The sequence below is a fragment of the Pelagibacterium sp. genome (assembly GCF_048264985.1).
In the GTDB taxonomy this organism is placed as follows: domain Bacteria; phylum Pseudomonadota; class Alphaproteobacteria; order Rhizobiales; family Devosiaceae; genus Pelagibacterium.
The window spans coordinates 39,479-49,582 of sequence record NZ_JBLXCL010000012.1 but is presented as its reverse complement, the minus strand read 5'-3'; the positions used below and the strand labels follow the sequence as shown (position 1 = coordinate 49,582).

Genomic DNA, 10,104 nt, shown 5'->3' with positions numbered 1-10,104 from the left:
GGAGACGCTCACGACACTGCGTCCCTTCGTACATGAAACTGATTTCAATGCTGGAGGCCGACGCGCGCCGGACTCCATTCCGCTTTCCACCCATGCTTCGTACCCTTCCACGCTGATCAGCACATGGCCGTCCGGTGCCTTGATCCAGATTTCACCCAGGGGCCAGACTCCTTTGGAGAGCTTGGACCGGATTGCGTGCTCAGTGTAGCCGGTTGCCTCTGCAAATTTCTTGACCGTCTGGTATCTGGCCATCCCTCACCCCCTCACCGTTACGCCGGCTGCTTCGATGGCGGCGCGGCATTTGTCAACTGCGCGGTTGTGCTCATTGCACATCATCATGTCGTCGCTCGGATAACCGTCATCGCACGTCAGCTTTTCGGGAAGCTCAACCACCAGCTCCCGCCGCGACGCCAGCCACACATTCCGCATCTGATCCTTCACGTCCTCGAACTGCTCGCGGTGGGGCTTCTTGATCCACCACGCCTCGAACTCGGCACCGGTCTTGTCTGTCATCTCTATCTCCTCCCGCATTGGGGCTAGGCGTTGGCGTCCTGAATGTCTTCTTCCGTGAGCACGTATTCGGTCACGTCTGTGATCCGGTAGAAGGCTGGATGGCAGTGGCGATTCACCCAATCGCTCAGCATCGCTTCGAGCTCTGCCTTCGCCTCGGCCGTAACGCATGGGAAGTCCTCGGCGTGCTCGCCGAAGTTGTCATAAGCGCGTTCGCCCATCATTTCGAGAACGTCATATGCACTGATAAAAGCGGTAGCTGGTGGGGTTACCCCTGTTCCGAAGTAAACCGTGTCGCCCGCCTTCAGCTCGTCATTGCCAGCCAGCAAGTCGCTGAGGCAGTCGCAGTTCCAGTCTTCTTCGTTGTCTGACCAGTACGTCGGGTTTTCAGTAGTCATAGCAAATCCTCCCAGCCGACTCTCGCCGGCAGGCTGTGATGTGGTGTGTGGGTTAGGGAATTAGCGAGTCAGAGGAACAGGCCAGCCAAGCGGCATTCCGTCTTTGCGGATTAGGTGTTGCGGCTGGTCATCCATCATGCGCATCGGCACATCTCCAGCGCCGCAGCTTTGGCAGCCGTGGGATATGCCACGGCAGATCGGATGCAGGCGAACATGGCCGCTCCGGCACTTGTTGTTCGTGCCGTCGTACTCGGTGCAAGGAATCAACTCTTTCATTCACTCCTCCTTCGCATCCATGGCGGCGCGAGCTGCATCGATGGCATCACGGAATGTAAGTCCTGGCTTATTCCAGTCCTCGCCATACATGAACGTCCATCGCCCGCTTTCTTCTTCGTAGAACCAATGGTTTTCGACGAACTCCAGCCGCTCCGCATCCTTCCGCAGCGCCTCGACCTCGGCGCGGAGCTGGTTGACCTGACGAGCCAAGACGATGTGCGAGTGCAATGCGTCTTGATAGAACTCTTCCTTGACGTCTAGCGCGTGTTTCAGAGCGCCCCGCTCGGCGGTCACGGCAGACAGGGCGGCGAGGTGCTGCGTGACAGTCATCAGCGCTTCGCCCTTCGCGCAGGACTTCACGATCCTGACGTGAGGGATATAAATGCTCGGCTGGTCGCGGCGGTAGTCGCCATCCATGTAGCCAATCACATCAATCCCTTCCGCCTCTGCGGGCTTGGCGCGGCTGTTCCAAGCCTCGATGGCTGCATCCCGGCCCGGCTGGTCTTCCAGTTCGCTTTGCTGCACGCCGACTGGTCCGCGCGCCAGGCAGGCGCAATGCTCGTCAACCATGCCCTGGCAGATAACCACCGAGGCATCCGAATCCAGCTGCTCGACGAACGCATCTTGTTGCCCGCAAAACGGGCACGACTTCAGTTCTTCGCTCATGCATCACCTCGTTTGGCGGGGCTGGCAGCACGCAGACAGCCACGATGCTCGCTATCGGTCACCAGATACCCGCAGCACTGGCAGCGCGGGGCGGTCTGCGCGATGGGGGCGGCGTAGATTGCAACCCGCCCGTCTCCAGGTTCCTTGCTGAGCGATGCGGCACACCCTGCCACATGGTCCGGAGACAGCCGCTCAAGGTCGGATGCACGAAGGTAGGCAGCAGGCTGCTGCTCGGTCTGCGCGGGGCGTGTGGCGCGACTCAAAAGGCGCTCGACGAACAAGTCGAATTCCTCTGCCGTGAACAGGTAACCATCGCCGTCCTCTGCTGGCTGTCCTTCTTCGAACGCCATCTGGTGAATTTCATCTGGCAGTAGCGCATCCTGCGCCGGGGCTGGCTCGCTAACGTAGCGTTTCCTCTCGCAATACATCAGGTCGGCATAACCGCCAGGCTTACCCATGCGGTGATAGCCTTTTTCGTCAGCCGGAATCCCAGCTTGGCATCCGTCGCACTGGTTGATTGGGGCCGGCTCGGCCTGCTGGGATAGGGCGGCGTCCCAGGCACGTCGATATACATGCTCGACACGATGTGATTGCAGATGCTTACTCGCATCAACGACGGCCTCCAGCTCCGGCACCTTGAACTCCGCTAATACGTCTGCCTTGTGACTGTCATAAAGCATCGTGATTGCGACCGATGCTGTGTCACGCAGCAACCCCGTCACCTGCTCCAACTGCCGCCACGTCTTGCGGTGCCGCTCCATTTCCAGCTGCACCTCGCCCTCTAGCCGCTTTATCTCTTCCAGCGCATTGACTAGCGTCTGGCTGTTGTCTGTGGTGATGGTCATACCTGGCTCCAAAGCTCTGCGTTGCTCAATTCATCGTCCGTGACGTACAGGTGGTTTGCCTCGCCCTGCATCAGCGTCACAGCGCCATTGCTAACTACCTTCACGTATCGGGTATTGGTCGGATTGTGCAGCCAGATGACGCACTGCCGGTTGATGCGGCGGACTGTTGCTGATTCGGTGAACATGGGTGCGCTCCTTCGGCGGGACGCACCGTAGGCAGGCGCAGTCGCCGATCAATTTGCGTGGTGTGGTTCTGCAATAGATGGGGCGGGTCATGCGACAGCGCGCCTCTCAGGCCAAGCGCCACACGCATCGAACACGCGATAGGCTTGGTCCTCATCCAGCCCCTTGCCGCCCGGCACAGCGATCCAGCCAGAGCCGATCTTGTGGTTCGGATTGCATCCGGCCAGCAGCTCCCGGTAGCAGTGCTCAAGCACCTCGGCCAGGCTGTCGGACTTGTACATGCCGTCAGGGGCTATTTCGGTCGACTTCATGTAACGCCGGCCCTGGTCATCGATGCAGAACGCGCCGATGTAGATGACCCAGCGGTGCGCGATGTCGCAGACCGCTTCGGCGATCTTGTGGCTTGGCGCGATGTTCTTGCAGGTCTTCCAGTCCATCAGGCCTTGCCGGCCTTCGGGGTCGATATTGACGACCGATACCCGGAACTGCCGAAGGATGGCGCGGCTGATTCGCTCAAGCCTGGCCCGAGGCAGCGTGCTTCGCATCTCGAATCTCCCGGATAATTTTGCTGACGGTCGACGCGGAAAGGCCGGTGCGCTTGGCTATTTCCTTGGTGTTCAACTGGCAGTTGGCTAGCGCCTGGATTCGCTCGATGTTGCGTGCATGTACCTGCTGGCGTTCATCGTTGACCTTGGCGCGTGAGCGAACCTTCACCGCCTCGTCGCTTAGGCGCTGCTGCTTCCGCTCCGGGCAGCTAATGCGGTAGGGAATCCGCTTGTCAGTGGTGAGGATCGGGGTAGTTTCAACGGGGCCGTGCTCAGCCTCGAATGCGGCCATCTTGCGGGCTATTTCCTGGCGCGCAGCCTCGTGCGACGCCAGCGAGTTAACGCGGTCGTATCGGTAGTCTTGCATGGTTATTGTCCGGGGAGGAGGGCGCCGAGGAGCGCCCTAAGTCATTGATTTAGAACGGAATGTCGTCGTCGAAGCTGTCATAGTCCGGCGCGGGCTGCTGTTGCGGCTGGCTCTGTGGGCGGGGCTGGTTTTGCTGCTGTGGTCGCTGTGGCCTGTCGCCACCTTCAGCCTTCCCCCCGAGCAGCTGCATCGTGCCGCCCATATCCACCACAACCTCCGTGGTGTACCGCTTCACGCCGTCCTTTTCCCATTCCCTGGTCTGAAGACGGCCTTCGATGTAGCACTGGCTGCCCTTACGCAAATACTCGCCCGCGATCTCTGCGACCTTGCCGAACAGCACGACGCGGTGCCACTCGGTGCGTTCCTGCTGCTGGCCGGTCTGCTTATCCTTCCAGCTATCGGTAGTGGCTAGCGTAATGTTCGTCACCGCATTGCCATTGGGTAGGTATTTAGTTTCGGGATCGCCGCCGCAATTCCCGATGAGGATGACGCGGTTAATTCCACGTGCCATTTTGGTTTCTCCGTCTGTTAATAGCGTTGGCTTTTGCGTGCAGGCTGGCGTGCTCTGCAGCAGTCATTACTTGAAGGTTCGATGGGTTGTTGTTAGCGCGGTTGCCGTCGACGTGGTGAACGTGCTCTCCTGGCTGAAGAGGCCTGCCTAGCATTTGCTCGGCAATAACGCGGTGCTGGGATCGGCCTTTATGCTCTCCTCTTGTTATTTCTAAATAGCCGCTTGGTTTAAGCGATATCCCGCATGCGTGAGCGTCTGCATAGGCAGCCATCGATTCCTTGATTCGCTCCCTGTGCTGCTCCGTAAACTCGCGCCGCTTCCCTCGCATGCCCGAACCAAGGCGCCCCTGCGCGGCTGCAGATCGAACTCCATCGGAGCGGCTTCTGAGCTTCCCTGCGCGCTGGACGTGGTAACGCACCGTCGAACGAGACAAGCCGATCAAGCCCTCTATCTCCGGCAGACTGAAACCGAACTCGTACAGATCGACTATTTGCGCCGGAACTCCGCGCGCCATTAGCGGCACTCCTTAACTGAATAAACAACGGTTGGTTTCTTGCGATAGGCCGCCAGGTCGGCGCCTGGCGCGTAGCGCTCGATGGCCTTGGCGTAATCGACGGTGCCGGAGCGTTCCGACCGAATGACATGAACCAACCGGCCTCTCTGGCTCTGCTCGCCCGCCTCTGCAATCAGCGCCTTTTTCGCCGCTTCCAGCCGGGCGCCGGCCTTGTCCGCTTCGGCCTTGGCGTCGGCATACTCAGCTTCTAGCGCCGACCATGTGAGGTCTTCGCGGATAAGCGGGATCAGGTGGCGCGCCGACTTCTCTTCGCTGGCGATGGTCGCTAGATACTCAGCGCGGAAAGCCTCAAGGGCGGGCATGTGCTGGAACAGCCAGAGCGGATCAGCCTCGACGCGCTCAACCATAATTTCGCCATCGCGCCAGATCACGAAGTCGCACCAGTCGCGCATAGTGCAGGCCAGTTGAAGCTGGATTTGCGCGGCGTAGTGCGGCACCTCAGCCAGCGTCGTGTAAGTGGCGCGAAACGGGCATTTCACCTCGATCAGCCCGTCATGCCCGACAAGTCCGTCTGGCGACGCGGCCAGCCAGTCGTGTTCTGCGTGAATATGCAGGCCGGTAGAGATGATCAGGCACTCAGCCTGATCCTCGTATGCCGCGATGGCTTCTGGCTCGTGCTCATGTCCGAAAGCCGTGGCCTCGTTGCCGGTGAACTCCGATTCGGCGCCGTGGTACTCGCGCACCATGTCGCGCATCACATCGTCGCGGCTCTTGTATTTGTCTAGGCCGAGGATCGCAGCAACCCGCGACCCAGTGATTCGGCCAATGCGCTGTTCTAGCCAGTCAGCGCCCTGAAATGCGTTGAGAGAAGTCATGCGGCCTCCTTCTGGCTTTCCAGGTGCGCCAGGGCTCCATCAAACTTTTCGGCCGGCAGCAGGTCGAGCGACGGAATGCGAATGCTTGCGCACCATGCGGCCTCGTCGATATTGGAGGCGGCAATGATTTCCCGCAGCGTGGCTACTTGATCGGCGCTGATCCGTGGCTTCGCAGGCTTTTCAGGCTGCGGCGCAGGGCGTTGCTGCTGACGCGGCGCGTGGCCAACTGCGCTATTCGCGTCATCGTCTTCCTGCGCCACGCCTGCGACCGCTGCCAGCGAGTAGCGGCGGCAGTAGGTGATGGCTGAACCAACGCCTTGCGCATCCTGCTTGCTAACTGGCGCGCTGATCGTGCTGCTCATCCACTGGCCAGAGCTGTGCATCAGGACCGTCTCTACGCTGACAATGCCGGCCTCAAAGCTCGGGCACTGAGATACAGATAGGCCGTGCGAAGCGAACACAGGGCGCACCGTGTTCAGGATCTCAGCCAAGTCGGCGTACTTGCTCTTGAAGTGCGGGTTGTTGCTGGACTTGCTGGCGTTCTCAAGCTCGCCCTGGGCCTTGGCAAGCGCTGCGGCCAGCTCGTTGATCTGTTCTGACTTGTTCATGCTCAACCTCCGAAGAAGTAAAAGATCGCCGCCTCACCAATGAGGCCGAAAGCGAGCGTTGCGGAAAGGACGCCGAACCCGGTAAGGGTCCACCAAGCAGCTGCGAAGCTGTGGCCTGATGGAGTGTCGTCGTGCGGGCCGGTGTCGTAGGGGAGGGGAAGGGTGCGGTTCATATGTACTGGTCCTTCGTAAGCTGGCCTAGGCACGCGATAGGCTTCAGGTAGTGCAGGTCAGATATGAAGCAATTTCGATCCCAGGACGGGTTGACCAAAATGTGGTACCCGCCGGGGCTGCCCTTCTTGCGATCGCTTCGAATCCCATTGAGGAAGCCGGTGTAGAGCAGAGCCTTATGCACCGGGTTGCCTTGCCTGAACGCAACTTCAACCTGATACCAGCTGGATTCTTCCCATCCGCCATCTGGCGCGATGATCGTTCTTTCATCTGGCGGCATTTTCATCCCGTCACCATCCCTGCAAGTCCGCTCAGATAGAACCAGCCGGTAATCCCGGCCAGCGTCAGTAGAAAGCCGCGCCACCATGCGTAGCGCAGGGATCGTTGTCTTTGGCTAGCCATCACATCGCCCTCCCGATTTCGGCTGCTGCGCGGACGATGGCGCGGCGCCAGCCTGACGTGTAGTCTTCGGGGCCGTACATGTATTCGATGCACTCAACGCCATTTTCGTCTTCTACAACAACGCAAGCCTCTGAAGACAGAACATTCAGACATAGACCGGCAGCCAGCCGCAGCGCATCGCCGTCGTCGTCGAGTGGGTTCCATGGCACGAAGTCGTCACCTTCAAGAATCCAAATGTCCCGCAGATCAACTGCGCCGTTGTGGTATTCGATCTTGTCGCCCCATCCGCCAGTAACCCCAGCAGCCTTCGCGGCCATCTCCAACAATTCCCTGTCATCCATCACACGCCCCCCAACAGGCCGACATGGGCCAAGTAGGCTAGGAAGCCAGCCACGCCTAGCAGCCCGAAGGCCCCGGCGAGTTCGGTTACGGCGTTCATGGCTGCTCTCCTTGCAGGGCGGCGAATGCTTGGTGCTGCGCATCATCCATTTCGTACAAAGCGTCTCGCATTCCTGGAAGACGCTGCATGTCGAGGTATGCCTCGCGACTCAGCAGCTTGAGGCGAGCTTGGTTGGCGTTATAGAAACGTTCCAATGCCGACCGCAGCGCATCCCGCTCAGCGAGAAGGGCGTCGCGCTCGGCTTGTTGCGCATGGAGCGTGCTGATCAGTCCATCGACCTGCTCCTGCAGTTCGCACACCGCGACTCCGTAGCTGTCGCCATCTTTGGTGCGCACGTCCACGCCCAGCAGATCACGCAGCAGGGCAACCATCTCGGATGGATCCGCGATGACGTAGTGGTCGTCAGGCTCGCGGACGTACTCGAAGCCCTTCTTCAGGCACTCTTCCTGCCAGTTCACTTCCTTGCTCATGCCGCTCTCCCGTGCTTTATCTGTTCGGCTTCCTTGCGGCGCCGCTCGGCTTCGTGTTCGATGAATGCCGCCTGGAGCTTGTCGATGCTTCGGACGATGTCGCCGAGGGCCAATGCAAGCCCCGGATTACGCTGCCCGATGACTGCTTGCGTGCTGTCCCAGCGCCATTTCAGGCCCATCTCAATGATCAGCGAGGCGGCCATCTCGACCGGAATCTCAACCTTGTCCGCAGCAAACTCGGCGTAGGCCGCGACGATGGACGGCTCAAGCTCGTCCAGCCCCTCGTGCAGGGCTTCTTCGAGCGTTGTGTTATCAGCAGGCAGGGACGACTCTCGACGCCGCTGGCCGCGTGCTAGTGCGTTCATGCTGAATCCTCGCGGAATGGCACCCACTGCAAAGCCCCCGTCCTGTATCGCAGGACCAGTGAGGTACAAGGGGAGGCTTTGCGGTGAGTGCTGGGGAGGGTAGGAGGTGATGCAGTGGCCGGACGCTACTCCGGCTATTGCGCCGTACAGTCTCAGACTGCCGCCTTTCGGCCTCACGGCTGCGTGTCTGCTTTCCACGCCGCACTGCATCGGGGAGTGATCTGCCCTGAGTCGAACAGGGAAGACATGCTGGGCTTCTCGCCAGATTGATCAGGTCCGGCACCGGCCGGCGCTACATGGGGGCTACCCGTTCACGCCGGCCGCGCATCAGGCTCGCGGTCCGCGCCAGATCACTCTCCGATACACGCTCCTTACGGGAGCGAATCGGCCATCTCAACGGGCAAGCTGTGAGAGCCCGCCAACGGCTGCCGGTGTTTTACGCAATCAGGGCACTACCGGCTTATCCCTGTCGCAGGTATCCCGAAGGGGCGCTGCGCTCGCCTGTTACTTGGTGCGGTCTGCCAACATTGCGTCTGCGTACAGGCCGCGCATCTGAGCCAGCATTTCCATGAGTTGATCGCCCGAAAATACCTTTTCGCCAATGTCCTCCAAAGCAAGTTTGGCGTCAGCCATCGTGATCGGAGCATGTGCCGCGAAGTAATCGCGAACGGAAATGCCGGGGCTAGGAAGCGTTTTCCGTATCTCATTGCCCGAAACGAACTTGTGGCCGCCTTCGCTTGGAAACGCCGGCCCGCCTGTTTTATCTTCCATCATCCATCTCCTTCCAATTCCTCCCCCACCACTCCCAGACAATCCATACGATCCAGATAGCGGTGAGGAGGAGTAAGCCGTGATAGGGGGTCATTGCGGGGGCGGGGGAAGTGGCATCCAGTGGGTGATATTGCCGTAGCACTCCCAGTTGCTAGAAAGCCCGTCCATGACCGTTACCAGAGTGAACTGGCCCTCCAAAAACAGGGCACACATGGTGTTCTGGTTAGTGGTAAAAGCCAGAACATTTGCTGGCATAAAGTAGGCGTCAGGCAATCGCTCGGTCACGCTTATCCATTCGCTCATCTCATCTCCTATGTGCTGATGGGTGCCCATGGGGCGGTTAGGCGGGAAGGTTATTGTCGCTGCCAGCGTGCGACATGAACTCGCTGATCGTCTCTTCGCCGATGGCTTCCAGCGTGTCGTCCGGGTCGCTGTTCGCAAGCAGCCACTTGCGCACGTCTTCTTCGCCGATCGCTTCCAGCATCTTCTCGGCTGGCACCTCAAGCAGAATGTCGCTCGGGTCCAGGTCGTACAGGCGGTCGTCTAGGTCGAGCGCTTCGGCAACTTCTCGCCCCACCGCTTCGGCAGTCACTTCTAGATAGCTTCCGTAGCCGCTGCCGAGGTGTGTTGCAGAAACGCTTGAAGCCTTAAATATGATTTCCATTTCGGTAGCTCCGTTGTTTATCTCTGCCTCTCCAGCCACACCTCATAAGCCAGGGTGGCTAATAGAACGGCTGCCATTAGGTACAGCTCGGGGAGGGTGGGCATGGGTTAGGCCTCATCGCGGCTTGAATGAAGATCCGCGCCGCTTCAGCATTGATGGCGTTTCCGTAGGCGCGCAGTCGTCCCACTCGGGAGGTAGCGCCATGAGCCAGCGGGAATGTGCCGGGTTCAACTGGCCGCCACTTTCCATCCCGGCACAAGAGCCAGTCAGCATCTCGCCAGAGGCCGTTAACCGGGCCGGCTGATCCGTCTTGCAGCAATCCACCGTCTTCCGGCTGATGTCGTTGTTGCCCGCTGCGTTGTTCCCGTTCTGCGCCGGGGTTCCCGCCATTGGCGTCGGCCAGCCTGCCAGGAAGTAGCTCGCCTGCATCCCTAGATCCGTCACCGTTGCCACGCTTCGCCCCATATCCAGCTTGCATTGCATGTGCTGCTCCGGCGTCCCGCCTGGTTGGTTCGCTGTCGGAGTGGCCCAGCCTGCTAGCGTCGCGAAGGCGCATTCCGAGA

21 protein-coding genes and 1 pseudogene are annotated in these 10,104 nt (G+C 60.0%); all 22 read right to left on the bottom strand.

The window, feature by feature from the left end:
- Positions 1-252, bottom strand: a pseudogene (locus ACN0TA_RS17715) (hypothetical protein); the annotation flags it as partial.
- Positions 253-255: 3 nt separating this feature from the next.
- On the bottom strand, positions 256-513 hold the full coding sequence (locus ACN0TA_RS17710; RefSeq protein ID WP_417585425.1) for a hypothetical protein: 258 nt from the start codon (positions 511-513) through the stop codon (positions 256-258).
- Between the two features lie 23 nt (positions 514-536).
- Positions 537-908: a hypothetical protein gene (locus ACN0TA_RS17705; RefSeq protein WP_417585423.1), complete on the bottom strand. Its 372-nt coding sequence runs from the start codon at positions 906-908 to the stop codon at positions 537-539.
- 60 nt (positions 909-968) lie between these two features.
- Positions 969-1,184, bottom strand: a complete 216-nt coding sequence (locus ACN0TA_RS17700; RefSeq protein WP_417585421.1) for a hypothetical protein — start codon at positions 1,182-1,184, stop codon at positions 969-971.
- The gene (locus ACN0TA_RS17695; RefSeq protein ID WP_417585419.1) at positions 1,185-1,850 is read right to left on the bottom strand and encodes a Lar family restriction alleviation protein; all 666 of its coding nucleotides are present in this window, start codon (positions 1,848-1,850) and stop codon (positions 1,185-1,187) included.
- Positions 1,847-2,695: a hypothetical protein gene (locus ACN0TA_RS17690; RefSeq protein WP_417585417.1), complete on the bottom strand. Its 849-nt coding sequence runs from the start codon at positions 2,693-2,695 to the stop codon at positions 1,847-1,849. The genes ACN0TA_RS17695 and ACN0TA_RS17690 overlap by 4 nt, the downstream gene beginning before the upstream one ends.
- A complete protein-coding gene (locus ACN0TA_RS17685; RefSeq protein ID WP_417585415.1) occupies positions 2,692-2,880 on the bottom strand; it encodes a hypothetical protein in 189 nt (62 codons plus the stop codon). Before ACN0TA_RS17685 ends, ACN0TA_RS17690 begins: the two co-directional genes overlap by 4 nt.
- Positions 2,881-2,967: 87 nt before the next feature.
- Positions 2,968-3,423: a hypothetical protein gene (locus ACN0TA_RS17680; protein ID WP_417585413.1), complete on the bottom strand. Its 456-nt coding sequence runs from the start codon at positions 3,421-3,423 to the stop codon at positions 2,968-2,970.
- A complete protein-coding gene (locus tag ACN0TA_RS17675; protein ID WP_417585411.1) occupies positions 3,392-3,790 on the bottom strand; it encodes a winged helix-turn-helix transcriptional regulator in 399 nt (132 codons plus the stop codon). Before ACN0TA_RS17675 ends, ACN0TA_RS17680 begins: the two co-directional genes overlap by 32 nt.
- Before the next feature lie 49 nt (positions 3,791-3,839).
- The gene (locus ACN0TA_RS17670; protein ID WP_417585409.1) at positions 3,840-4,301 is read right to left on the bottom strand and encodes a single-stranded DNA-binding protein; all 462 of its coding nucleotides are present in this window, start codon (positions 4,299-4,301) and stop codon (positions 3,840-3,842) included.
- Entirely contained in the window at positions 4,285-4,815 is a 531-nt protein-coding gene (locus tag ACN0TA_RS17665) for an HNH endonuclease signature motif containing protein (RefSeq protein ID WP_417585407.1), read from the bottom strand. Before ACN0TA_RS17665 ends, ACN0TA_RS17670 begins: the two co-directional genes overlap by 17 nt.
- On the bottom strand, positions 4,815-5,690 hold the full coding sequence (locus tag ACN0TA_RS17660; RefSeq protein ID WP_417585405.1) for a lambda exonuclease family protein: 876 nt from the start codon (positions 5,688-5,690) through the stop codon (positions 4,815-4,817). The genes ACN0TA_RS17665 and ACN0TA_RS17660 overlap by 1 nt, the downstream gene beginning before the upstream one ends.
- The gene (locus ACN0TA_RS17655; protein WP_417585403.1) at positions 5,687-6,298 is read right to left on the bottom strand and encodes an ERF family protein; all 612 of its coding nucleotides are present in this window, start codon (positions 6,296-6,298) and stop codon (positions 5,687-5,689) included. The genes ACN0TA_RS17660 and ACN0TA_RS17655 overlap by 4 nt, the downstream gene beginning before the upstream one ends.
- Before the next feature lie 2 nt (positions 6,299-6,300).
- Positions 6,301-6,471: a hypothetical protein gene (locus tag ACN0TA_RS17650; protein WP_417585401.1), complete on the bottom strand. Its 171-nt coding sequence runs from the start codon at positions 6,469-6,471 to the stop codon at positions 6,301-6,303.
- Positions 6,468-6,755, bottom strand: coding sequence for a hypothetical protein (locus ACN0TA_RS17645; RefSeq protein WP_417585399.1), 288 nt, complete (start codon positions 6,753-6,755; stop codon positions 6,468-6,470). Before ACN0TA_RS17645 ends, ACN0TA_RS17650 begins: the two co-directional genes overlap by 4 nt.
- A gap of 115 nt (positions 6,756-6,870) precedes the next feature.
- Positions 6,871-7,212, bottom strand: a complete 342-nt coding sequence (locus tag ACN0TA_RS17640; protein WP_417585397.1) for a hypothetical protein — start codon at positions 7,210-7,212, stop codon at positions 6,871-6,873.
- A gap of 94 nt (positions 7,213-7,306) precedes the next feature.
- Positions 7,307-7,741, bottom strand: a complete 435-nt coding sequence (locus ACN0TA_RS17635) for a hypothetical protein (RefSeq protein ID WP_417585395.1) — start codon at positions 7,739-7,741, stop codon at positions 7,307-7,309.
- A complete protein-coding gene (locus tag ACN0TA_RS17630; RefSeq protein ID WP_417585393.1) occupies positions 7,738-8,106 on the bottom strand; it encodes a hypothetical protein in 369 nt (122 codons plus the stop codon). Before ACN0TA_RS17630 ends, ACN0TA_RS17635 begins: the two co-directional genes overlap by 4 nt.
- Positions 8,107-8,610: 504 nt before the next feature.
- Positions 8,611-8,877, bottom strand: coding sequence for a hypothetical protein (locus ACN0TA_RS17625; RefSeq protein ID WP_417585391.1), 267 nt, complete (start codon positions 8,875-8,877; stop codon positions 8,611-8,613).
- Positions 8,878-8,967: 90 nt separating this feature from the next.
- Positions 8,968-9,180, bottom strand: a complete 213-nt coding sequence (locus tag ACN0TA_RS17620; protein ID WP_417585389.1) for a DUF551 domain-containing protein — start codon at positions 9,178-9,180, stop codon at positions 8,968-8,970.
- Positions 9,181-9,217: 37 nt separating this feature from the next.
- On the bottom strand, positions 9,218-9,541 hold the full coding sequence (locus tag ACN0TA_RS17615) for a hypothetical protein (protein ID WP_417585387.1): 324 nt from the start codon (positions 9,539-9,541) through the stop codon (positions 9,218-9,220).
- Positions 9,542-9,655: 114 nt separating this feature from the next.
- Positions 9,656-10,024 (bottom strand): hypothetical protein, encoded by a 369-nt coding sequence (locus tag ACN0TA_RS17610; RefSeq protein ID WP_417585429.1) that lies wholly within the window; start codon positions 10,022-10,024, stop codon positions 9,656-9,658.
- Positions 10,025-10,104: the final 80 nt, after the last annotated feature.